At 39.0% G+C, this 23,539-nt stretch carries 20 protein-coding genes; 15 read left to right on the top strand and 5 right to left on the bottom strand.

Translation table 11 applies throughout. From position 1 onward, the window contains the following. Positions 1-107 precede the first annotated feature (107 nt). Positions 108-1,397 carry a hybrid sensor histidine kinase/response regulator gene (locus AC012T_RS10325; RefSeq protein WP_487065416.1) on the top strand — a complete coding sequence of 430 codons (1,290 nt, stop codon included), beginning with the start codon at positions 108-110 and terminating at the stop codon, positions 1,395-1,397. A 309-nt stretch (positions 1,398-1,706) separates the two neighbouring features. Here the strand turns inward: AC012T_RS10325 and csaB are convergent, their stop codons facing one another. Continuing rightward, positions 1,707-2,759: a polysaccharide pyruvyl transferase CsaB gene (gene csaB, locus AC012T_RS10320; RefSeq protein ID WP_487065414.1), complete on the bottom strand. Its 1,053-nt coding sequence runs from the start codon at positions 2,757-2,759 to the stop codon at positions 1,707-1,709. 33 nt (positions 2,760-2,792) lie between these two features. On the opposite strand from csaB, the gene AC012T_RS10315 reads away from it, so the two are divergent. From AC012T_RS10315 to AC012T_RS10300, 4 genes are all read left to right on the top strand, one after another. Next, positions 2,793-3,128: a DUF2499 domain-containing protein gene (locus tag AC012T_RS10315; protein WP_323309977.1), complete on the top strand. Its 336-nt coding sequence runs from the start codon at positions 2,793-2,795 to the stop codon at positions 3,126-3,128. Further along, a complete protein-coding gene (locus AC012T_RS10310) occupies positions 3,125-3,436 on the top strand; it encodes a DUF3593 domain-containing protein (RefSeq protein WP_487065412.1) in 312 nt (103 codons plus the stop codon). Before AC012T_RS10315 ends, AC012T_RS10310 begins: the two co-directional genes overlap by 4 nt. Positions 3,437-3,606: 170 nt before the next feature. After that, positions 3,607-4,380: a 1-(5-phosphoribosyl)-5-[(5-phosphoribosylamino)methylideneamino]imidazole-4-carboxamide isomerase gene (gene hisA, locus AC012T_RS10305; protein WP_487066539.1), complete on the top strand. Its 774-nt coding sequence runs from the start codon at positions 3,607-3,609 to the stop codon at positions 4,378-4,380. 560 nt (positions 4,381-4,940) lie between these two features. Then, positions 4,941-5,657, top strand: a complete 717-nt coding sequence (locus tag AC012T_RS10300) for a hypothetical protein (RefSeq protein WP_487065410.1) — start codon at positions 4,941-4,943, stop codon at positions 5,655-5,657. Positions 5,658-5,930: 273 nt separating this feature from the next. Here the strand turns inward: AC012T_RS10300 and AC012T_RS10295 are convergent, their stop codons facing one another. Together AC012T_RS10295 and AC012T_RS10290 are read right to left on the bottom strand one after the other, a co-directional pair. Next, a complete protein-coding gene (locus AC012T_RS10295; RefSeq protein ID WP_487065408.1) occupies positions 5,931-7,010 on the bottom strand; it encodes a hypothetical protein in 1,080 nt (359 codons plus the stop codon). Between the two features lie 185 nt (positions 7,011-7,195). Beyond that, positions 7,196-8,179, bottom strand: coding sequence for a hypothetical protein (locus tag AC012T_RS10290; protein WP_487065406.1), 984 nt, complete (start codon positions 8,177-8,179; stop codon positions 7,196-7,198). A 543-nt stretch (positions 8,180-8,722) separates the two neighbouring features. On the opposite strand from AC012T_RS10290, the gene AC012T_RS10285 reads away from it, so the two are divergent. From AC012T_RS10285 to AC012T_RS10250, 8 genes are all read left to right on the top strand, one after another. Beyond that, positions 8,723-9,478, top strand: a complete 756-nt coding sequence (locus tag AC012T_RS10285; protein ID WP_015213781.1) for a winged helix-turn-helix domain-containing protein — start codon at positions 8,723-8,725, stop codon at positions 9,476-9,478. 53 nt (positions 9,479-9,531) lie between these two features. Further along, on the top strand, positions 9,532-10,863 hold the full coding sequence (locus AC012T_RS10280; RefSeq protein ID WP_487065404.1) for a sensor histidine kinase: 1,332 nt from the start codon (positions 9,532-9,534) through the stop codon (positions 10,861-10,863). Positions 10,864-10,889: 26 nt separating this feature from the next. Beyond that, positions 10,890-11,558, top strand: coding sequence for a phosphate signaling complex protein PhoU (gene phoU / locus AC012T_RS10275; protein WP_487065402.1), 669 nt, complete (start codon positions 10,890-10,892; stop codon positions 11,556-11,558). A 294-nt stretch (positions 11,559-11,852) separates the two neighbouring features. Then, entirely contained in the window at positions 11,853-12,452 is a 600-nt protein-coding gene (locus AC012T_RS10270) for a Crp/Fnr family transcriptional regulator (RefSeq protein WP_487065400.1), read from the top strand. Positions 12,453-13,109: 657 nt separating this feature from the next. Next, entirely contained in the window at positions 13,110-14,753 is a 1,644-nt protein-coding gene (locus AC012T_RS10265; protein WP_487065398.1) for an iron uptake porin, read from the top strand. A gap of 349 nt (positions 14,754-15,102) precedes the next feature. Then, the gene (locus AC012T_RS10260; RefSeq protein ID WP_487065396.1) at positions 15,103-16,737 is read left to right on the top strand and encodes an iron uptake porin; all 1,635 of its coding nucleotides are present in this window, start codon (positions 15,103-15,105) and stop codon (positions 16,735-16,737) included. Positions 16,738-17,119: 382 nt separating this feature from the next. Beyond that, positions 17,120-17,812 (top strand): conjugal transfer protein TrbI, encoded by a 693-nt coding sequence (locus tag AC012T_RS10255; RefSeq protein WP_487065394.1) that lies wholly within the window; start codon positions 17,120-17,122, stop codon positions 17,810-17,812. A gap of 286 nt (positions 17,813-18,098) precedes the next feature. Then, positions 18,099-19,340: an S-layer homology domain-containing protein gene (locus AC012T_RS10250; RefSeq protein WP_487065392.1), complete on the top strand. Its 1,242-nt coding sequence runs from the start codon at positions 18,099-18,101 to the stop codon at positions 19,338-19,340. Between the two features lie 172 nt (positions 19,341-19,512). On the opposite strand, the gene AC012T_RS10245 is transcribed toward AC012T_RS10250, so the two are convergent. Then, positions 19,513-20,865 (bottom strand): GAF domain-containing sensor histidine kinase, encoded by a 1,353-nt coding sequence (locus AC012T_RS10245; RefSeq protein WP_487065390.1) that lies wholly within the window; start codon positions 20,863-20,865, stop codon positions 19,513-19,515. 667 nt (positions 20,866-21,532) lie between these two features. Here AC012T_RS10245 and AC012T_RS10240 point away from each other — a divergent pair. Beyond that, positions 21,533-21,850, top strand: coding sequence for a DUF3155 domain-containing protein (locus AC012T_RS10240; protein WP_487065388.1), 318 nt, complete (start codon positions 21,533-21,535; stop codon positions 21,848-21,850). 430 nt (positions 21,851-22,280) lie between these two features. Here AC012T_RS10240 and AC012T_RS10235 read toward each other — a convergent pair whose 3' ends face one another. Beyond that, positions 22,281-22,811 carry a cofactor assembly of complex C subunit B gene (locus AC012T_RS10235; RefSeq protein ID WP_015213791.1) on the bottom strand — a complete coding sequence of 177 codons (531 nt, stop codon included), beginning with the start codon at positions 22,809-22,811 and terminating at the stop codon, positions 22,281-22,283. A gap of 137 nt (positions 22,812-22,948) precedes the next feature. On the opposite strand from AC012T_RS10235, the gene AC012T_RS10230 reads away from it, so the two are divergent. After that, positions 22,949-23,518, top strand: coding sequence for a DUF3611 family protein (locus AC012T_RS10230; RefSeq protein WP_015213792.1), 570 nt, complete (start codon positions 22,949-22,951; stop codon positions 23,516-23,518). Positions 23,519-23,539: the final 21 nt, after the last annotated feature.

Here is a 23,539-nt window from a genome sequence, read left to right as displayed (position 1 = left end):
CTCATCAATAAGCACTGATTTATTAATTGTACAAGCCCCAGATTTGTCCGTGGGGTCAATCCAAAATCCAAAATTGTCTAATTTTTGTTTTTACCTAAAAAAATACCATGAATATGCGTCCACAAAACAACGCATTTATAGCGGATATTCTCATTGTTGACGACAAGCTTGAAAATATTCGTTTTTTATCTGATTTTCTCTCTAAAGAAAATTATCAAATTCGGAAAGCAATCAACGGACAAGCAGCATTAATGGCTGTTAATTCACTCCTTCCCGATTTGATTCTTTTAGATATCAATATGCCAGGAATGGGAGGTTATGAAGTATGTAAATATTTAAAAAATGACCCCAAAACTAGTTCAACTCCTGTAATTTTCTTAAGTGCTGGTAATGAAGTTAATGATAAGGTTCGTGCCTTTGAAGTTGGAGGTATTGACTACATTACTAAACCATTTCATTTAGAGGAAGTACTAGCCAGAGTAAGAACTCAATTAAAAATCCAAAATTTACAAAAGGATTTAATATCTAGCAATGAAAAACTACAGACTATGTTTCTGTCATTAGAAAATGCTCAATCTCAACTTATTCAAAAAGAAAATCTAATTAATGCCAGCCGAATCGCAGCCGGAATTTCTCATGAAATTAATAACCCGCTCAGTTTTATTCTTTGCAACATTAATCCTGCCTCTGAATATAGTGACCAATTAATTAATCTGATTCGACTTTATCAAAAAGCATTTCCAGATGCAACTCCACAAATCAAAGATTTTATGGCAGAAATTGAATTAGATTTTCTGCTTCCAGATTTTACAAGAGTTCTTCATTCTATTCGCACCGGAGCCGAACGAATTCGCTCAGTTATTCAAGCTTTACATATCTTTTATCGTCTTGATAAATCAGGTATAAAAATGTTTGATATTCCCGAAAATATTGATGGCAATATTATCACATTAGATTATTATTTTACAATAAAAGATGGTTCCCCTAATATTTTTCTTATAAAAGACTATGCAGATATTCCATCATTTACTGGTTATGTAAGTCTATTCAATCAAGCAATAATAAATCTTTTGCAAAATGCTATTGATGCACTGGAAGCCAAAATTGATTTAAATAGTGACGGTTCATTTCAACCTACAATTTGGATTCATACACACACTACAGATAATAAAATAATCATCAGTATTAAAGACAATGGTATAGGAGTTGCCGCAGAAAATAGATCTCTTCTATTTCAGCCATTTTTTACAACAAAATTAGTTGGTAAAAAATATGGGTTAGGTTTATTTACTACTTACCAAATTATTAATGATCTTCATAAAGGTAATTTAATTTACCGTAACTGTCCTGAAGGAGGATCAGAATTTGTGATTGAACTTCCAATATCAAAATTGTAAAATCATGCTATGGACATACAGCAGAATTCAGGAGTCAGAATTCAGGAGTCAGAATTAGAAGAATAGTCTTGAATTTGGTCAAGTGATAGGTTTTTGGTAGTTTCAACGCTTATTGCTTGCACTTGATTCACCTTTTTATTCAAACTCTTGATACAGCAGTTTACGTAGTTAAGAGGTACAAAATATAAATTGAAACCTATACACAAAGCCAGTTTTACTTCTGACTCCGAACTCCGAACTCCGTTCGCGTAGCGTCTCCGTTCGGCGAAGCCGTGCCGTAGGCATAGGAGAAACTCCGAACTCCTATCCCTACTTATTACTCAATGATGCTTTCAATAAATCCCGATGTAAGAAAGCTCCATTTATTAAAGATTGTATTTTATCAGATGATAATGCTTCGCTATTGTAATAATATTGAATCCAAGTTTTACTAATTAAATCTACATCAGTTGGTAAATCTTTTAAATCCCATCCAGGTATTTCTAAATCTTCCATCAAACGGTTTACCTTGGGGTCATAACTCAAAGCAAAACAACGACAACCTTCACTAGCTGCCATAATTAAACTGTGTAAACGCATCCCTATTGCCATTTCTACACCACGAAATATACCTTTTAAAAGTTGTGGATCTTCTGCACAGATAATTTTACTAACATCTTTTAATTGCGATTGAATTTTTTCTGCAATACCTAAATCTTCACTTTTTTGAAAAGGCAATAATAAAATAAATGTTTGGGTAGCTTGTTGTAAATTCACTAAAGCATGAATTAAATTGGCTAACCGAGTTTCTGTAAGTTGGGGATGATTTCTTAAAATAACGGCAATTCTGGGTTTTGGTAAATCTGCTAATTCTGTTACTGGTTTAGACTCTAAAGCCCAAACTGGGTCAGGTGCAAGGATATGAGGTATGCCCCAATTTGATAATAAAGCGGCACTAGAGCGATCGCGTACACTGATTTTAGTACAAAGAGCAAAATTTCGCTTTGCTAACCAACGAGTAGGCGATCGCAATAAAGGCCCTATTCCCTGTCCCCAAGCTATAGTTTTCAAACCCATAGCTTGAGCTAAAGCCATTAATCCCCCATAATAAAAAGGGCTAATGCTGCTAGTCGCATCCTGCATTAAACTTCCACCACCCCAAATGAAAGCATCACAGGAATGCAAAGCTTTGATAATCTGCAAAAACGCCATACGGTTGTAACTTTCCACACCATAACGCTTTTTAGTTTCCTCAGGATTCCCAGAAAGCACCACAGGCGTTACATCAGGTGGTAGCATTTGCAGAAGTGTTGCCAACAAAGCTTCATCACCACCATTACCTTTACCGTAATACCCAGACAATAACGCCCGTATCTTCACCATTTTAAATTTTAGATTTTGAATTTTGAATTAATTATGCACGCTCTTTCGATTCCCACCTGGATAATTCATGTTTCTAGCGTCATTGAGTGGATAGTCGCTATTTGGTTAATCTGGACTTATGGTGAACTCACAAAAAACCGTAGTTGGTGGGGATTGTCCTTTGCCATGTTACCAGCTTTAATCAGCGCCATGTGTGCTTGCACTTGGCATTATTTCGACAACGCCGAATCGCTAGAATGGATAGTAACACTGCAAGCTGCCATGACATTAGTTGGTAATTTTACCCTTTGGGCAGCAGCTGTGTGGATTTGGCGTTCTACCAAGTCTGCAAACCCAGTTGAGCCAAAAACTATCAAATCAGAGCAATGATATCAAAAGAAACCCTGTTTGCCCTTTCTCTGTTTCCCTATTTGGGTTTCTTGTGGTTTATCAGCCGCAGTCCACAAATGCCACGTTTAGCCCTATATGGATTTTACGGCACTTTGGTATTCGTCGGCGTGACTATCCCCGCAGGTATTTATGCCAAAGTCGCTTATGGAGAACAATTAGCCAATATAGATTGGTTACATGGTGGTGCAGAGGTCTTTTTAACCCTTGCCAATATTGTACTAGTGTTAGGTTTTCGCCAAGCGGTGCAAAATTTAAAGAACAGGGAACAGGGAACAGGTGACAGTTGACAAGTGACAGGTGACAGGTGACAGGTGACAGGTGACAGGTGACAGGTGACAGGTGACAGGTGACAGGGAATAATTATTCACCAATTACCAATTACCAATTACCAATTACCAATTACCAATTACCCATTACCAATTACCCATTACCAATTACCCATTACCAATTACCAATTATGGAAGTAATACCAGCAATTGATTTACTAGAAGGTCGTTGTGTGCGACTTTATAAAGGAGACTATGAGCGATCGCAAGTATTTAGCGAAAACCCCGTCGAAGTTGCTAAACTCTGGGCAGAACAAGGTGCGACAAGATTGCATTTAGTTGATTTAGATGGGGCAAAAGCTGGGAAAATCGTTAACCTAGCCGCAATTGAAGCTATCACTAATGCAGTTTCTATCCCTATTGAAGTAGGTGGGGGATTGCGCGATCGCTCCAGTGTGCAACAATTATTTAATCTCGGCGTAAATTGGGCCATTCTCGGAACCGTTGCTGTCGAACAACCCCAGCTAGTTCAACAACTCTGTGAAGAATTTCCCCAACAAATTATAGTTGGCATAGATGCCCGTAATGGTTTAGTTGCAACTCGCGGTTGGTTAGAAACCTCTGAAGTTTTAGCCACCCAACTCGCTACCCAAATGCAAGAACTAGGTGCAGCAGCCATTATTTACACCGATATTAACCGTGATGGTACGCTAGAAGGGCCAAATCTAGACGCATTAAGAGAACTCGCAGGTGCAATTTCCATCCCTATTATCGCTTCTGGTGGTGTAAGTTCAATTACTGACTTGTTAAGTTTATTAGCCTTAGAACCCCAAGGTGTAACAGGGGTAATAGTTGGCAAAGCTTTGTATACTGAAGATATTATCCTCAAAGAAGCATTACGTGCGATCGGACCAGGACGAATTCAAGATATTCCACCCAACTTAGATTTTTCTAGCTTCGCTTGAACATTCCAGATTTCGGGAATCATTTATCTTACTTTTGTAGATAAAATTATCATCGAAGGTCAAGGTGAATTCTGATGTCTAACCAAAAAGTAACTTCCAAGCCAAAGCTTAAAGTACAGCAGATATACACAAAAGCTAAAAAACCTCAGCCCCCTAAAGGACTAGGAAAACCAAAAACAGAATAATTAACTCAAAATTCAAACCAAATGTAGAAATATAATTCTATTTATGTCTCTACATTTTTTATTTGACGAGTTTGAACACCGCAAGTCAAAATTAAATTGTTGAAAATAGGATCTGTCGCCGGAGTTGCACCTGCTTCTTCGGATTCACAAACAATAGAAATCGCTTTTCGTGCTTGGCCATGACAAAGCTATTAAGATAGCTACTAATCTAGAAATTGTCACAATATTAATAGCATCTGGTGAAGATGTCAGCGATATAGCGTTTCCTAGTCTAATGAAATACACGCCAATTTATTCACTGTTCCCTATTAAGAGTTCCCTAAAACGAAAAAATTTGTACCTCACGAGCATGGAAACGGCTATATTAATAACGATATGCGACGCTCACTCACTGGAATTGAAAATAGCAAATTCTCACTATCACAATTATCGCCAGAGCAATATTTTACTGGTAAACATCCGCGCTTTGGTAAAACCAATCCAGAATTGATGAAAATTCCTTTTTGGGAAGCGATGATTTGTGAGGGTTGTTCTGCTTATACAGCAAAAAATACTTTTCAGGATCTAGAAAATCGGCAAGATAAAGTATGGTGTTATGATAGATTTGGTAGAACTATTACAGAATTACCAGATGGCAGAATTATCGAAATTGCTGGCGAACATGAAGACTACTATGATCCTGATTTTTGTATATATAACGATGTCGTAGTCTATCAAGGTAATGGTAATTTTCAGATTTTTGGTTATCCTCAAAATGTTTTTCCACCAACTGATTTTCATTCAGCTACGTTAGTGGGAGAATATATATATATCATTGGCAATTTAGGATATTTCGGTACAAGAATCTATAATTCTACTCCAGTTTATAGATTACATATCCACACATTTAAAATAGAAAAATTAAAAACAACTGGAGAGAAACCAGGATGGATTAGTGAACACAAAGCTTACTATAAAGAACCAGATAAAATTTATATTACTGGCGGTAAATTATGTGTAATGGGTAATGAAAAATCGGAAAATTATATAGATAATTCGGTTGATTACGTCTTTGATTTAATCAAATTAACTTGGAGTCGTGCTACTGTTTAAATTGATTCTACTGCTTCTTTTATGTAATCGGATTTTCCAATCCATATCCATGTTAATTTTAACGTGAGTTCGACATAAGATAATTTTTGGAAACCTCGCCACAAGTAGGAGTCTAAAACCCTTATTCTCTCGCCCTTAAAAATCATAACTCCGTTCGGCGAAGCCGTGCCGTAGGCATAGGAGAAACTCCGTTCGCGTAGCGTCTCCGGAGGAGAAACTCCGAACTCACATTAATTTTATTGTGGTCTTACAAAAGAAGCAGTAGAGCCGGAATTATTTATTTTTTACCTGACTTTTAGCCTGTTCTAAGGCTATTTCTTTGATAGCCTGATATGAATTTACATTTGCAGTCCCTTCAATTGCTTTAACAGCTAAATCCTGAACTTGTTTGAGAGCAGATTCTAATTGTTTAGACAAGTTCTGTAATCGAGTTTCTTGATTAGTAATCGTCAATTCTAAAGATTGTAACCTTTGTTCATAAAAACGCTTTTGTCCTTCCACTTCTTTAGCATTTAAATCTGCTTTTACTTTCGCTTGATAACTAGCAATACCTTTACCCTCCTCAGTCGCTTTTTTAATTGCAGCTTCTTTATCTTTCGGGAAAGCCTCTACCTTAGTTTTCAATTCTTCAAATTGCTTTTCTCGTTCAGAAATAGTTTTTTCTCGTTCAGTCCATTGTTTTTCTGTGACTTGTTGCAATTCTTCCAGTTCTTTATATAAAATCTTCTGCTGCTGTTCATATTCATCACTGGCTAATTTACGCTGGAGTTCTAAATCATATTTATACTCTGCTGCGTCCCGTTGTCGAGTTCTGTTGAGATTATCATTCCGTTCTTTAATTGTCCGTTGATGTTCCTCCTGTTCTTTTGTCCAAGTATTCCTCAGTTCTAATATTTCTTGTGATAAAACCTCATAGCGTTCACTATATTCTTCATGATAAGCTTTTTCATTTTCATCATAAGACTCTATCAAAGTATCTAAAATATTTTCAGATACTTCTAGATTATGCAGTTGGGATAATTGTTGAATTTCAGTGGTTACAGATTCCCCAATTTCTGCCAATTTAGAAGCTTTTGTACTAAGCTGTTCCGATAATTCGTTTGCAGCACCACCAAAACCTAGCTGAATTTTCATCAAGCTTTCAATAGTGTTATTCATTTTTTGCTGAATGCTAGTAGACTGATTCATAACTGGTTTTGATTCTGCTTTTGGTTTTTCTTGAGGTACAGATTTAGTTTCTTTTTGTGCTTGTGATAGTTCAGTTTTGAGCGTAGATTGTTCTTTAACTAACTCTTCATATGCCTGAAGAATTTCCGCTTTTGTGTTTTTATCAGTTGGTTTTTTTGCTACCATGGTTAACCTCTACAAATTTGAAAACATCTAACTTGAAAATTAGCTATTTGCATAACTAATTGTTCTAAATTTCTTATGAAATGGGCATCTTAACAGCCCTAAACTCTGCCAATTTACTTATTTAGCATTATTTAGCTTGTAGGTTGGGTTGACGCTAGGAAACCCAACATCATCAAGACTCAGCCCTATTTAGAATTGGAACTATCAAAAGCTCTCATTGCCAAATCTTGCGCTTGTGTAAGTGCAGTTTGAAGTTGAGCAGAAATACCGTCAATTTGCTGAATCTGTTTCTGAATTGTTTCTTCCAGAGATTGAATTTTAGCTTCATAACTCTGTTTTGTAGATTCCCATTCTTTTTCAGATAAATCAGCTTCAACTTTTGCTTTTTGGCTAGTGTCTTTAATTGCATCTTCTCTAGATTTTTTAATTGCTTCTTCCAATTCAGTAGGAAATGCAGCAACTTTCTTTTGATATTCATTCACTAGAGGTTGACGTTCAGTGAGGATTTTTTCTCTTTCTGCCCAATCTTTATCTTTCTGTTGGGTATTTTCTTGGATTTCCAGTTCTAATTTACGTTTTATGGCTTGATAAGTATCTGTATTTAGTTTGTGAGTATTTTCTAATTTATATTGATATTCCTCTTGTTCTTGCTGACGTTCTTTAGCTAATAATTCAGTATATGCTTGCAGTTTTTCTGCAAATTCAGCCTGCTCTTTTTGCCATTCTTTCCGCTTGAGAGTAACTTCTTTTTCTAATGCTTCTCGTTTATTAGCCGTATCTTGTTCTAAAATTTTTAACTTTTCTTGATGTTCTTGCGTAAAAATATCTAATGTATCTGCTACAACTCTAATTTGCTGTAGTTCTTGTAGACGTTGAGTTTCAATTTCTATAGCTTGATTGAGTTCATCTAATTTAGAGTTTTCTTGAGCTAATTTTTCAGAAAGTGCATTAACAATGCTACCAAATTCTAATTGTAAATCAGCTAAACCTTTAACAATACTATCTACGGTGTAGGTAGAAGCTGCTGTCAGAATTTCTTGGTTTTTGGCTTTTTCTGCTTCCTCTTGTTTAGTGGCTATTTTGGCTTCTAGTTTTTTTCTTTCTGCACGAATTTGTTGAAATGCCTGTACTAGTTGTTGTTTGCTGTCTTTGATTACACCTGCGGTCATATTTTAACTCCCTGAAATAAGTAATGATTAAGTGATGATTAAATGGGTAGAATAATAGATATCTCCGGTAATTAAATGTGGGTGGATTGCAACCCTTGTAGAGACGTTCCGGCGGAACGTCTTTACAATCATTTTCACCAGATGTCTAATATACATTAAGGTATACCCTATGCAGACATAAGATTAGCCCTTTCAACAGCGTTTTTAATGCAGTATAAATACCGAAAAAAGCAACGAAAGCACACCTTGTCGTCAAGAGTTATTGCGGTCAAGCTCGCTCTGTAAAGCACATCTGTAGTAATTTTGTACTAAAATCATATCTCAACTAATTTGTGATTGTCAAGACAGAATTTAACTCGTTGAGGATAAATGTGCAAAGTCACTAAAAATACTTTGTCGCTAGTAGGCAATGTGATTTATAGTATAGTTATTTTGTGATATACAGCACAATCTAACAAAATATAGATCCACTGAAATAAATGTGGATTGTCGGCAGTTAAAAGATTATCGATACAAGTATAGTTTCAAAACCCTGTGTTATCAATGTATACCAGCGAATTAACTAAGTATTCTGCCAAAACGGATCTTGGACAAACCAGCCGCATTCTCGTAGTGGAAGATGAAGAACTCATTCGGGAAATGCTTGTTGTGGCGTTAGAAGAAGAAGGCTATGGGGTAATCACTGCTACTGATGGACGAGCAGCTATAGAATATCTCAAAAGCTGCGAACCCAATTCCGGAGAATTACCCTTTGACTTGGTGCTTTTAGATTTGATGCTGCCGCAAATCAATGGGCTGGATATCTGTCGTCTGTTGCGTCATCAAGGTAACTCAGTCCCAATTTTGATGTTAAGTGCCAAAGGTGGCGAAACTGACCGGGTGCTGGGTTTAGAAGTGGGTGCAGATGACTACTTGACTAAACCATTTAGTATGAGGGAATTGGTGGCTCGCTGTCGCGCTTTACTGCGCCGTCAACAACGTTTAAGTATTGTGCCGCAAATTCCAGTACTAAAGTATAAGGAAATTAGCTTAAATCCTCAAGAGTGCCGAGTGTTGGTTCGTGGACAGGAGGTAAATCTATCACCTAAAGAGTTCCGCTTGTTGGAACTGTTTATGAGTTATGCTCGCCGGGTATGGTCACGGGAACAATTGCTAGATCAGGTTTGGGGGCCAGATTTTGTTGGTGATAGCAAAACTGTGGATGTTCATATCCGCTGGTTGCGGGAAAAGTTAGAGGAAGATCCCAGTCATCCAGAATATATTGTGACTGTGAGAGGTTTTGGCTATAGGTTTGGCTAATTGTTGAGGATAGTTGTTAGTTTTTAGTAGTTACATAGCAAATAACTACTCAAATGCTTTTATTAGGATTTTTTCTGGGTTTAGTGGTCGGTATTGGGTTCTTGTTTTGGCAACAGGTGCAAATGAATGGCTATTTGGAGCAAGTACTCCAGCCTTTAAGTTCCCATTCTGGTAGGATAGGGTTGCCTTTGCTGCCACGCTTACGGCAAGAAATGTCAATGGTGAAGCGCCAAAGGCAAGATTTGCAGTTGTCGTTGGCAACTTACAAGGAATTACTAGATTTTGCACCTTTAGGATATTTGCAAGTAGACGAAGAAAATCAATTGCTATGGTGTAATCAACAGGCGAGGGAGATATTGCATCTGCAAAGGTGGCAACCAGGACAGATCCGTTTGTTGTTAGAGTTGGTAAGGTCTTATGAACTTGATCAGTTAATTGAGCAGACTCGTGATTGGCAAAAGCCTCAGGTGAGAGAATGGGTTTTTCACCCGTCTCGTGAAAATGCTACAGCTATGTTAGAGTTAAAGCCTTTGACTTTACAGGCTTCTAGTTTACCTTTGGTGGCAGGACAGGTAGGGGTATTTTTAGAAAATCGCCAACCGTTGCTAGATATGAATCAGCAGCGCGATCGCTCTTTTTCCGATTTAGCTCATGAATTGAGAACTCCCCTGACTTCTATTCGTCTGGTAGCAGAAACTCTCCAATCCCGCTTAGAACCACCTTTGGATCGTTGGGTTAACCGTTTGATGCAAGAAGTTGATCGGCTAATTAATTTGGTGCAAAGTTGGTTAGAACTGACGCAAATGGAAACAAACGCCACCATGCAATTGCATCTAGAAACGGTGGAAGTGCGATCGCTCATCGCTTCGGTGTGGGAAACTCTAGAACCACTTGCAAAACATCAAAATCTGAATATTTCCTATTCTGGCCTCGAAAACATCTACATTCAAGGCGATAAATCTCGGATTTACCAAGTATTTGTCAATTTATTGGATAACAGTATCAAATACAGCCCCCCAGGGACAACTATTTACATTGAACTTAATATTATCTCTGTTAATGAGTTGCTCAATAGCAATACCAAATCTCAACTCGTAGAAATTAATATCATTGATTCTGGTATTGGTTTTGCTGCAACTGACTTACCTCATGTATTTGAGCGATTTTATCGAGGAGATAAAGCCAGACATCATGAATCACTTCCTCAAGGCCAAACGACAACAGCAATTACTGGTAGTGGCTTGGGATTAGCGATCGTCCAGCAGATGATCATCGCCCACGGTGGAGAAATTAAAGCCATGAACCATCCAGAAACAGGTGGCGCTTGGATGCAAATTCACCTACCAAGCATCATGGCAAACTCACCAAAGCAAGATTATAGTTAAAAAAATACAATTTTGAGATTAAAAGTGTGAAAGCTGTTATTCATAATTCCAATTCTGAAAAATCACAGCCAGTACGCGCCGTTAGGCGGTTAGAACGCGATGTATTGCGTATGGGAGCTTTGGTCGAACAATCATTTCGCCTCAGTCACCAAGCATTATTTGCCCGCGATTTAACAGCAGCTGAAGAACTCCCCCGATTAGATAAAAAAATTGATCGCTTTTATAGACAAATAGAATCTGACTGTACATCAATCATGACAGTACAAGCACCTACGGCTCAAGATTTACGCTGCCTTAGTGCTTATATGCAATTAGTCAGAGATTTAGAGCGCATTGGCGATTATGCCAAGGATTTAGCCAAAATAGCCATTAAAATATTTCCTTATCCAACCCATGACACTCTACCAGAGATTGCATTGATGTCTCACCATGCCCAAGCAATGTTAGCAACCAGCTTAGTAGCTTTAGCCGATTTAGATGAAGTCAGTGGACGGCGTATTAAATATTTAGATGATGCTGTTGATAATGCTTATGATAATCTGTATCAAATTTTAGCATATCAACGAGATGTTCCAGGAATAATTGAGCCAATTCTGCTCTTAACATTAGCAATTCGTTGTCTAGAAAGAATGGCAGACCATGCTACTAATATTGGTCAACGAGTAGCATACATTGTCACAGGTCAACGTTCTTAAGCAGTCAGACAAAATTAAATTCATTGCTGGAGAAAGGCAACAGGAAAATAATCTGTGTAATTCATTCTATCTGGGTACTTAAGGACTTCCAAAAAAATACGGCTTTCAAGGTAGATAGGGTTTAGCGTCAGAGTTTTTATCGTTTTTAGCTAAAAGCTAACCTATTCTTAAACTTTCACTATTACAGTAAATGGAAGATAACTCAAAAATATCTTCTATCTAATACCTATTGACCATTCATCTGTTTATTTGTCAGGATACCTCATTTAAATTCCCTACCCATTTAACCCAAAAATGACGTATTCTACCAATCAAACTCTAAAATCTCCTGAAAATAAACAATTTTCCCAACATCTATTCACTCGTCGGTCAGTAATTCCCATCAGCAATGATGTTTTATGGCGTATTGATCGAGGTATAGTTCGTACCTCAACCTGGAATGAAGATGGAGCAGCTATCACCTTGGGGTACTGGGGCTTAGGAGATATAGTTGGCTATCCTTTATCCAAAGTTAAACCCTACCAAATTGAATGTTTAACAAGTGTCGAGGCAAGCATTGTTCCTCCTCATATCTGGCATGAAGATATCAAGTCTTTGTTATGCCACATTCAACAAGCGGAAGAACTAATAAGCATACTACATCGAAAACCAACTTCCCTCAAATTGTGGCAATTTTTAGTGTGGTTAAGTGAAAAATTTGGTCGTGACTTAGAACAGGGTAAACTAATTGATTTAAATATAACTCATCAGGATCTATCAGAAGTACTCAACACAACTAGAGTCACAGTTACACGGCTATTGCAAAAATTTGAAGAAGAAGGAAAAATATTACGTTACAAACGGAGTATTGTTCTGAACTTGCCACCCAAATTAACAAAAGGCCAATCATACTAAAAACGTGTTAAAAGTGTCATTCTGATAGCGTTCACGTAGTGTGCCTTAGGCATAGCGTGGCGTTAGCCATACGAAGTGTTTGCGTAGCGTGCCGTAGACTCTAGAATCTCCGAGATACTTCGCTGCACTACGTTGCCTATGGCTAACCCTCCCGTCAGAGATACAGAATTACATAAAGCTTTCAATATTCAGATAATTTCATTTCATGGCGAATTGGAGTCATATTTGTGTTTCAAATGCTTAGGTTTCTAAACCATCCAGCTTAACTACAACAGCCACCTCATAAAGACGATTCCTCCATCCAATTACTTCCCCAGATTTGCACAAAAAAACTATAAGCAGTCAGCTAAAACTTTCTGAAATTCGGACTCCAGAAGTATTAATCTTTGTCGAAGATGTCTAATGCCTTCTTGTATCCTTGCACATCTTTATAACTTTATTAGAATTTCGTTTTTTTCCATACCCCATATTCCTTACCCTCTGTGGGTTTTATCACCAAACTTAGTTTGATAGGTAAAAAAATAACAAGGGGGGTTGTGCTAACTATGATAAATAATGTATAGTCATTACTGAAACTTTGTGAGTGAATTCCCTTAAGTTTAAAGGGGCTTTATCATCACTTTGATTTTTTTTAAGTGTGTGTGTGAGAGTAAGAACATGACAAAACTATTTTGGAATATCCTCAAGGTAAGTCCAGTTATTGCAGCGACATTTTTGTCTGCGAACAGCGCTTTAGCTGCTGAAGTTAACGAACAAGCAACCAGCGTTGCTCAGTTGTCCCAAGAATCGAACAGCATTGGTCAAGTAACTTCCGTTTCTCAATTTTCCGACGTACAACCCACAGACTGGGCGTTCCAAGCTTTGCAGTCTTTGGTTGAACGTTACGGCTGTATTGCAGGTTATCCCAACGGTACATACCGTGGTAATCGTGCATTGACCCGGTATGAATTTGCAGCTGGTTTGAATGCCTGCTTAGACCGGGTTAACGAACTGATTGCTACAGCTACCGCTGACATGGTAAACAAAGAAGATTTGGCTACCTTACAGCGTTTGCAAGAAGAATTTTCTGCTGAATTAGCAACTCTGCGCGGTCGCGTTGATGCTTTAGAAGCTCGTACTGCTGAATTAGAAGCAAATCAGTTTTCTACTACCACCAAGCTCAAGGGTGAAGCGATTTTTGCTTTGTCTGGTGCTTTTGGTGACAACAAAGCTAATAGCGGTGCTGACTTAGAAGACAACATAGTTTTCTCTAACCGGGTACGGTTGAGCTTAGAAAGCAGCTTCATGGGTACAGATAGGTTGCAAGTTCGTTTACAAGCTCGCAATACTACTCAATTTGATGGTGGTAGCACCACTCCTGGCAGTGAGAGAACTAATGTCACTGGCACAAACATGACCCGTCTCGGCTTTGACGGTGACAATGGTAACAACGTTGAAATTGATAAAATCAATTATGCTTTCAACTTTGGTGACAGAATTCGTGTCAAGGTTGATGCCAATAATGCTGAATTATGGGATAACGTCAACGTCTTCAACCCTGACTTTAGAAGCGGTGGTTCAGGTTCTATCTCCCGGTACGGACGTTTCAGCCCCATTTATCGCCAAGGTTCTGGTGGTAGTGCTTTGACCGTAGAATTAAATCCCAAAGGCGCTTTTACCCTCAGTGCAGCATATTTAGCACCCAGGGGAGAATTATCCAATGGGAATGATTTTGGCCCTAATATACCTACAGATAAGAACGGTATTTTTGACGGGAATAGTTCCATTTTTGGTCAGTTAGCCTTCAAACCCAACAAAGCTTTTAATGTGGGTCTAACCTACGCTCGAACTTATCAACGGGGTGGTTCAGTAAACCTTTTTGGTAGCACAGGCAGTCTTGCTGCTCGCAGACCATTTGGTAATGTTGCTACTACATCTGACAACTACGGTTTACAAGCTACGTTTAGCCCTAGTGCTAGATTTAGTCTTGGCGGTTGGGTTGGTTACACCACAGCTCAAAGTGAAGTAAGTAATGCAGATGCAGACCTGTTTTACTGGGCTGCTAACGTGGCTGTGAAAGACATAGGTAGAAAAGGTAACACATTGGGTCTTATCTTCGGTCAACCACCCAAAGTTACTGGTGGTAGTGCTGGTGTTACCACAGACCCTGATAATTCTTATCATATAGAAGGTCTTTATAAGATGAGAATTTCCGACAACATAATGATTACCCCCGGTTTGTTGGTGATCTTAAATCCTGAACACAATGATAACAACAACACCATCTATGTAGGTACTTTACGTACTACATTCAGCTTCTAATTTGAGTATAGACATCTGGTAAAAATTAAATGTGCGTTTACTAGAATACTTGTATAGAGGTTCCATTGAACTTCTATACATTTTTTCCTCAGATGTCTAATGAATTAATTATGGCTCTTGTGTTATTTTTATGATAATTTGGGGATCGACTATAACAAAACCCTTCGGGCGTAAGGGTTATAAAAAATTAGTCTTTGATTTTCAATGAAATGCCTATTTAATAAAGCTTTCAACGATTTTGAACTTAGTTTTCCATAAAAAAACTGAAGAACCTTAGTTATTAGCATCAATAACCTTTTCCAAATTCAAAAAAGCCTTTTTTTAAGTGTGTGTGAGTGAGAGTAAGAACATGACAAAACTATTTTGGAATATCCTCAAGGTAAGTCCAGTTATTGCAGCGACATTTTTGTCTGCGAACAGCGCTTTAGCTGCTGAAGTTAACGAACAAGCAACCAGCGTTGCTCAGTTGTCCCAAGAATCAAACAGCATCGGTCAAGTAACTTCCGTTTCTCAATTTTCCGACGTACAACCCACAGACTGGGCGTTCCAAGCTTTGCAGTCTTTGGTTGAGCGTTACGGCTGTATTGCAGGTTATCCCAACGGTACATACCGTGGTAATCGTGCATTGACCCGGTATGAATTTGCGGCTGGTTTGAATGCCTGCTTAGACCGGGTTAACGAACTGATTGCTACAGCTACTGCTGACATGGTAAACAAAGAAGATTTGGCTACCTTACAGCGTTTACAAGAAGAATTTTCTGCTGAATTAGCAACTCTGCGCGGTCGCGTTGATGCGTTAGAAGCTCGTACTGCTGAATTAGAAGCAAATCAGTTTTCTACTACCACCAAGCTCAAGGGTGAAGCGATTTTCAGCGTGTCTCAGGCATTTGGTGATAAGCAAGCTGATATCACAGACGGTAACGGTGATAACGATGACTTAAATAGCAACGCAACTTTCTCCAATCGGGTGCGTTTGAGCTTAGAAAGTAGCTTCATGGGTACAGATGTGTTGCAAACTCGTTTGGAAGCGAAGAATATCATCGAAAACAATAATGTTACAGGCACTAATATGACCCGTTTGGGTTATGACGGTAATACTAATAATAGTGTCAGAGTTGACAAACTAAATTACGCTTTCAACTTTGGTGAAAGAATTCGTGTCAAGATTGATGCTGTTGGTGGTGAGTTGAATGAAAACGTCAACGTCTTCAACCCTGACTTTAGAAGCAGTGGTACAGGTGCGCTTTCCCGTTATGGACGTTTCAGCCCCATCTATCGCCAAGCTGGTGATGGTGCTGGTATTACTGTTAACGTCAGTCCTAGTGACAAATTTACCTTGAGTGCGGCTTATTTTGCCACAGGTAGAAATGATGTGGCTAATCCATCTGATGGTGAAGGTTTATTCGATGGTAGTAACACTATTTTCGGTCAGTTAGAATTTAAACCTAGCAAAGCTTTCAATGTTGGTTTAGCTTACGCTCGGACTTATCAGACTGCTAATGACTTAGACTTATTTGGCAGCACAGGAAGTTCCTTGTCTAATGGTGTTTTGAATGGTGTAGGTGCTGGTGTTCCAGTTGTATCTGACAACTATGGTCTACAAGCTTCTTTCCAACCTAGTGCTAAACTAGCTCTTGGCGGTTGGGTTGGTTACTCCAACGTTAAGAACCAAGAAGGACCCGAAGATGCAAGCGTTTTTTATTGGGCTACGACCCTCGCGGTAAGAGACTTCGGTAGACAAGGTAACACTTTAGGTTTAATCTTTGGTCAACCACCTAAAGTTACCGACATATCCAATTTTCCTGTTGGGACTCCTAATCCAGACGACAACGGCACTTCTTATCATATAGAAGGTCTGTATAAGATGAAGCTTTCTGACAACATTATGATTACCCCCGGTTTGTTGGTGATCTTAAATCCTGAACACAACGATAGCAACGACACTATCTATGTAGGTACTTTACGTACTACATTCAGCTTCTAATTTGAGTGATGAATTATTAGCAAAGTAGGCGTTTCTTCTGTCCTACAATTTTAAACCCGCCATTGGGCGGGTTTTTATTTGCACATTATTAGCTGTTTATTTGCTAAATTTAACTATTTCGCGGTAAGTCCCTACTGATTCGGAGTACAAAATTCAAGTGGGGGGAATTACTGCTGGTGATTATCTCGTTCCCAGTCAGAGACTGGGAACGCTATCACAGAGGCTCTGCCTCTATCGTTACAGAAGGCAGAGCCTTCTAGAATTCATTCCCATACAGAGTATGGGAACGAGAAATAGGGAGAAAGTAACAACTGATAACTGAAGAAACTATTGCATTACATCCACGTCTTCACAGATATCACAAGTTATTGGAACCTACCTTATGAGTCGTCTTATGCGTTGGAAATCTAGCACTGCTGCACTTATGGCAATGGCAATTACTACGGGTGCAGTTACCCCCTTGTTTGCCTTTGCTCCTGCTCAAGCACAATTCAATCTTAATCAATCTCGAAATACTACTATTCCGGCAAATGTCACCTTACCTGTTACCTATGAAAAAGAGAAGGTTATTGTTAAGCCTGGTGAGACATTACCTCTAACTCTGACAATAGCTAACGATATTATTGACAGCAACCGAAATGTTTTGATTCCCGCTAGAACTGAAGTGATTGGAGAATTACAACCAGTCAATTTAAATAGTAGTTATTCGAGAAATAGAGATGATGTAAATAACCAAGGGGTACGCTTTGTAGCGAGAGAATTAGTATTTGCTTCAGGGCAGCGGCAGCAGATTTATGCTAATTCTAGAACTATTACTGAGACTGAAAGAATCTCCGAGGGAAGTAATACCGGACAGATATTAACTGATGCTGCTATTGGTGCAGGTGCTGCTAGTGTGATTGCATTGATTACAGGTAACAAGAGAATTGAGATTTTGGAAACTCTTGGTGGTGGTGCAGCAGGAGCTTTAGCAAGTGTGCTGATTAGGAAAAAACAAGCTGATGTCTTTGTTCTGCGACCAGAATATGATTTAGATATCACACTTGTGTCCAATTTAGTGCTTTCTCGTTACTAGACTTAATGTACTTGAAGTCGTGACTTTCATTCATCTAGAATAGCGATCGCACCTGTAAATAATGTGTGCGATCGCTTGCTTTTATATCCTCAGTAATATTTACTATATTACTAAAGTCCTATGCACCTCTATTCCTAAAGTCCTATTTATCACACTTACCAAAGCTACAAGTCAAACTATTGACAAAATATAAGAAACATAGGGAACTGTTTAATGTCAAAATTGTCTAGGTAGTTAACAGAACAGTTAACAAAAAGAACACAATAATTTTTACAGGGTAAAACCAATGTTAAATTTAAATCGCTTGCAATCACAAACCGCCCTATTGATGGCCTTGAGTGTCACAGTTGGTACTGTAGCCCCCTTCATGACAGCTACACCCTCCTTGGCTCAAACTAGTTTTTCAGATGTCTCATCTAACTACTGGGCATCACAATTTATTCAACAATTATCACAACGGGGTGTAATTGCAGGATTTCCTGATGGTACATTCCGTCCAGAAGAACCGGTGACACGCGCTCAATTTGCCGCGATGATTAACAAGGCTTTTAATAAGTCAGCACAACGGCAAGCAATCAATTTTAACGACGTACCCAGTAATTATTGGGCATACAGCGCCATTCGGCAAGCCTACACCATCGGGTTCTTATCTGGATATCCAGGCAATGTCTTCAGACCAAATCAAGCTATTCCCCGCGAACAAGTTTTAGTTTCCCTGGCTAATGGTTTGGAATATGCTGCTACTAGTAATGTTGACAGCACTTTGGGATACTTCAACGATTCCGCTAGTATTTCTGGCTATGCCCGCACTCCCATTGCTGCGGCAACAGAAAGGTCTATTGTAGTCAACTATCCTAATGTTAACTTTCTCAATCCTGGTGTTACTGCTTCTAGAGCGCAGGTAGCAGCTTTTATTTACCAGGCATTGGTGAGTTCTAATCAAGCTACAGCAATTAACTCACCTTATATTGTTGCTCTGCAAACCACTCCGCCACCACTGACATCTATCACCATTCCCCAAGGAACTACTATTCCTGTGAAGTATGAGAAGGCAGAAAAAATTCTTGTCACCAAAGATGAAACTGCACCTTTAACTTTGACAACATCACAAAATGTGATTACCCAAGATGGTGCGGTAGTGATTCCTGCTGGTAGCCAGGTTATAGGTGAACTCAGACCGGCACAGGGTGGTTCTCAATTTGTGGCTCAGAAATTAGTTTTGCCATCCGGTCAACAATACAACATTAGTGCAACTTCTGATGTGATCACCAAAACTGAAACTGTCAGAAAGGGAACTAGCACTAGTTCAATTATCAAAAATACCGTATTGGGTGCAGGAGCAGCAGCAGCGGTATCTGCGGTGACAGGCGATCGCGCTATTGCCACAGAAGAAGTGCTAGGAGGTGCTGGTATTGGGGCGCTAATTGGTCTTTTCTTCGGTAAAAATAGCGTTGATTTAATTACCATTGAACCCAACACCGATTTACAAATGACAATTAATCAAAACCTGTTAATCTCCTTCCAATAACAAATAATGTAGAGACGTTTCATGTAACCTCTCTACAAAGATAGGACTTACGCACTCAGCCAAGTTGATAACGACGCTAGAATATGCGTTTCAACTTCTGGAGAGATTCTTCGCTGCGCTCAGAATGACAGTTTTCCGTTTCAGTGCGTGAGTCCTGAAATAAACATCTCTACTAGCGTTTAACTTCAGGTAGCCAGATAATAAACTTCGTTCCTTGGTTTTGAAGTGAATTCATGTCTGAGTTAAATGCAGGGCTGAAAACCTCTATTTCACCTTGCATTTGTTCTATTAATTGTTTTGCGATCGCAATTCCTAAACCTGTACCGGGAATTTCTGTTTGTGCTTGTACACCCCGGTAATGTCTTTCCCCCAGATGTTCTAAATCTTCCGGTGGAATACCAGGCCCATTATCACTAATCGCTATTCCTTGAAAATTAGTTCTTTTTTGCCCTGCTTGAATCCAAATTTTACCGCCAGCGGGAGTATATTTTAAAGCATTATCAATAATATTACTCAAAACTTCTTGTAATGCTTTGATATTAGCTCTTACCAACGGTAAATTTTCTGGAATATCTGCAATCAAATCGAGATTGCGTTCTTGGGCAATAGCTTGAGTTGATATTAATAATGGTACTAATAAATCCGTTAGTGAGCAATCAATTACCTTGTCCCCCGTTCCCGGCAATAATAGCAGTGGCTTGGCATCTTTTTGTACAGATGCTTCCACAACTTGAGATTCTCTGAGAGAAATTGGTCTTAAATCTGCTTCAGTGAGGTCAATTACCTGATCAAACTGTTGCAGCAATTCTTGCAAGCGATCGCTCTCTCGGATGACACTAGTTGCTACATCTCGGTTAGTATCTCCTGGTCGCAGTCGCTTCAATAGCAGTTTACCAAAAGTGCGGATAGCGGTTAAAGGATTGCGAAACTGGTGCAAAAGATTATCTAATAAATCCCGTTGTGTTTCCTGGAGAATTTGTTGCTGATGTAACTGCTGCTCCAACCAAGCCCGACGTTGATCTAAAATACAAGCGATCGCTATAGTTTGGGCTATCCGTTGAATTTCTCTTTCCTCCCCCTCATCCCAGGCTCTGTCTTCCCTCCCCGTCACCAATAATCCCATCATCACACCCTCATAGATCAGCGGTAAAACAATTTGATTACCACAGAACATCTCTTCATCTTCTAAATTGGGTTGGGCTGCATCTTTATTTGCAGATTCCTGTAATGGAGTAGGAGATATTGATCTTGCTGTCAGTAACTTCCCACGTTGATTTGGTAATCTCAAAACCCGATCAAAATGTATTTGCTTACCTAATGCCACCTCTCCTAATTGCTCCCTTTGCCTTAATACTGACGTTTCCGGGTAAGCAACCACCGGAATTAGTTGTGCCTCACCCGTAGAAGTTTCTACCAATTCCTGCGTTAAATATACAACACTCAAAGACGCTCCCAGTCCTTGGGTTAGCAGCGATATTTGCTCTCGACACAGAGCAATAAAATCAGAACTGGCAGACATTAACATTTTTTAGTTTTTACTCAGAATTAAGGACTAGTACAAGAAGGCAGGAAGGAAGAAAGCTACAGCAGATTACAGATCAATGACGTACAGAATCTAAATTCAAAGCCAGACACCAAGCCAGTACAGACCGATGAGTAACGAGTAATGAGTAAGAAGGAGAGTCAAGCACTCGGTACAGGCTAAACGCCACGCTACCGCTAACGGTACTTGGTACTCACAACTCTTCCGACTCCTGACTCCTGAATTCTGCTGTATATCAGATTTTTCAGCTTTTTTAGTAGATAGTTATTTTTTCCTATGCTCCACTAGCAGAGAAAATTAGAAAAGACACCAAGTTGTTTACTATCTCATCTTATCAAGCTTACCTAAATCTTCTCATTAATGCTTTATTTCCGGGAATGATATTTTTAGTCAAGCATAGCAAAAAGAAAGATCCGGTTAAAAAGGTTCACTCATCTGCTCAAACAACCTTTCTTCCCCTATAACTCCTATTTTCTGCCTCCTGCCTTCCCACACAACCTAGTAATATTTTTTCTAAAGTTCAAACCGATAAATTTTGTTGTATCAAAACATTAAAAACTATTGATTTTTTAAACTATAACTCATATAATTACGACGGGTTTTGTAGCTATGACTACAATCTTTTAGCTTGAAAGAGGAGGACAATAGGTTGGCAAGGAGACGTAAACGGAAAAGTCGTCGTCGCCAAGAAGGACGACGGATTTTAGAACACGTGCCTCAATATAGCATCGAGAGTGGCGAAGATAAACCTGTGACAGCAGCAAGAAAATTCATTCAAGCTGAGGGTATCCTGCCTCCTGCCTTGCTACTTGTAAAAAGAAACGAACACACCACAGACCGTTATTTCTGGGCTGAAAAAGGTCTGTTTGGCGCTCAATACGTAGAAGAAAATCATTTCTTGTTTCCCAGCCTGCGAGTTTTGGAACCTCCTGCTGGTCAAGAATTAGTGACTGTGGGCAGTCGTTAACATCTAAATGATCCTCTTCCGCATTGAATCTGACTTCTGACTCTGACATTAATTAACTGGCAAAATTGCTCAGTTTATGCAAAAATTCAATTTTTTTTAAGTTTGTAGCTGAACTGCCAGTAGAGCTTCTCCAAATTGGAACATCCACTCCTTTGCAGCCGACTCAGTTGCCGGAGTTGATATCTAGTATGCTGATGCAGCAGGGAGTAGCAACAGAGAAAAACGCATTTAAAAGCATTTTAATCGTGTTAACATGATTTGGATTGCCAAGACTCTCTGTCAACCAATCTAAAATTTTCCCTACGACAGAAGTCGTAAGAAAAACTGCCAACACTAGATTTGTTTTGCCTCCTCCCTACTGTTCCGTTTTTTCAACAGTCAGTCAGAAGTCCGCACTTGATCATTAGGTGATTGTCTTAGCAACCAAGATTCAATCAACCATCTCTAACTGTAAAGCCCTCTGTAACTCAGCAAGTTCATCTCGATGGCCAATCACAGTTATTTTACTTGAGGAGTGTTGTTCCCTTTGGATTGATTCCATTTTGAGTGACACTTTCTCAAGTCTTCCAGATTTTTGCCAATAAAATATACCACTTAAAGGTGACAGCAGCACTAAAGAAAATAAAAATGGACTTTGACTAGAAAAAAGTTGAGCTAAAACTAGTGATAGACAAGCAAAGCCAACAGCAGCTAAAAAAGTCAAAAATATAGCTAAAAACCAGCTAGGTCTGACAAACCCTTCAAAAGTCACTTGATTCTTTTCTTTATCTACAGATGTCACCCGATAGGATCGGGATAAAAAATATTCCTTCAATTGGCTCATTAAAGCGGCTTCGTCTTGCTCAGATATTAATTGCGCTCTTTCTATGCGGTCTTTAGTAGAAGCGCGAATAAAAAAGAATAACCCCACTGATAACAACAAAGTTAGCAGGAAAGTAGATGGCACAATAGCAGTATCCATAATTAATTGTTACTTTTTGACTGGATCAGACTTACTTATTATCAATTATTATTGATGAGGATTGTCGGGATTTTAAGCGTATACAATAATTGTTTTTTAGCAATCCCCAATCCCCAGTCCCCAATCCCCAGTTTTTTATGTCACAAAACTCCGAAACCCCATCAACTAATCTCCTAGCGATCGCTAAACATTTTCGCTTGGCAGGTTGGATTAGTCTATGGATTCAACTAGTACTGGGTGTCATTTCTGGGATTATTGTCTTATTATTTGCCATCTTTAGTCAAAGATCAGGAAGTCCAAATAACAATCCTGGAACTGGATTTGGTGTATTTCTCGCTATTTGTGGACTGGTTGTTTTAGGTGTGGGAATTTACTTAGCCTATCGTTACACCACAATTGGCAAAAAATTACAATCACCCAATCCTAGCAATCGCCCACGTAAACTCGAAACAGTGCAAGTTTTAAGATTGGGGCTATGGGTGAATTTAGGAGGAATACTGGTGACTCTATTAGGAGCGCAAGCGATCGTCGGTACACTGGTAGCTAGGTCAATATCTCCCCAAGCCGTAACTACCCAACTATTCGACCCTACGCGGATTATTAGCGGTTTAGATATGCTAGTAGTCCAAGCAAATACAAACACCATTTCAGCCCACTTTGCAGGGCTGGTTGTGTCCCTATTTTTGCTAAATCGCATTACCAAGTGAGAATTTCAGAAAGAAATGATA

It is taken from the genome of Anabaena sp. EIM26 (genome assembly GCF_057568715.1).
Note: the sequence above shows the minus strand (reverse complement) of the source record. Positions and strands in the feature narration are given on the sequence as shown.

Coding starts and splice junctions, on each gene's coding strand:
- AC012T_RS10325 (WP_487065416.1), top strand. CDS start 108: ATGAATATGCGTCCACAAAACAACGCATTTATAGCGGATATTCTCATT.
- csaB (WP_487065414.1), bottom strand. CDS start 2,759: ATGGTGAAGATACGGGCGTTATTGTCTGGGTATTACGGTAAAGGTAAT.
- AC012T_RS10315 (WP_323309977.1), top strand. CDS start 2,793: ATGCACGCTCTTTCGATTCCCACCTGGATAATTCATGTTTCTAGCGTC.
- AC012T_RS10310 (WP_487065412.1), top strand. CDS start 3,125: ATGATATCAAAAGAAACCCTGTTTGCCCTTTCTCTGTTTCCCTATTTG.
- hisA (WP_487066539.1), top strand. CDS start 3,607: ATGGAAGTAATACCAGCAATTGATTTACTAGAAGGTCGTTGTGTGCGA.
- AC012T_RS10300 (WP_487065410.1), top strand. CDS start 4,941: ATGCGACGCTCACTCACTGGAATTGAAAATAGCAAATTCTCACTATCA.
- AC012T_RS10295 (WP_487065408.1), bottom strand. CDS start 7,010: ATGGTAGCAAAAAAACCAACTGATAAAAACACAAAAGCGGAAATTCTT.
- AC012T_RS10290 (WP_487065406.1), bottom strand. CDS start 8,179: ATGACCGCAGGTGTAATCAAAGACAGCAAACAACAACTAGTACAGGCA.
- AC012T_RS10285 (WP_015213781.1), top strand. CDS start 8,723: ATGTATACCAGCGAATTAACTAAGTATTCTGCCAAAACGGATCTTGGA.
- AC012T_RS10280 (WP_487065404.1), top strand. CDS start 9,532: ATGCTTTTATTAGGATTTTTTCTGGGTTTAGTGGTCGGTATTGGGTTC.
- AC012T_RS10270 (WP_487065400.1), top strand. CDS start 11,853: ATGACGTATTCTACCAATCAAACTCTAAAATCTCCTGAAAATAAACAA.
- AC012T_RS10265 (WP_487065398.1), top strand. CDS start 13,110: ATGACAAAACTATTTTGGAATATCCTCAAGGTAAGTCCAGTTATTGCA.
- AC012T_RS10260 (WP_487065396.1), top strand. CDS start 15,103: ATGACAAAACTATTTTGGAATATCCTCAAGGTAAGTCCAGTTATTGCA.
- AC012T_RS10255 (WP_487065394.1), top strand. CDS start 17,120: ATGAGTCGTCTTATGCGTTGGAAATCTAGCACTGCTGCACTTATGGCA.
- AC012T_RS10250 (WP_487065392.1), top strand. CDS start 18,099: ATGTTAAATTTAAATCGCTTGCAATCACAAACCGCCCTATTGATGGCC.
- AC012T_RS10245 (WP_487065390.1), bottom strand. CDS start 20,865: ATGTTAATGTCTGCCAGTTCTGATTTTATTGCTCTGTGTCGAGAGCAA.
- AC012T_RS10235 (WP_015213791.1), bottom strand. CDS start 22,811: ATGGATACTGCTATTGTGCCATCTACTTTCCTGCTAACTTTGTTGTTA.
- AC012T_RS10230 (WP_015213792.1), top strand. CDS start 22,949: ATGTCACAAAACTCCGAAACCCCATCAACTAATCTCCTAGCGATCGCT.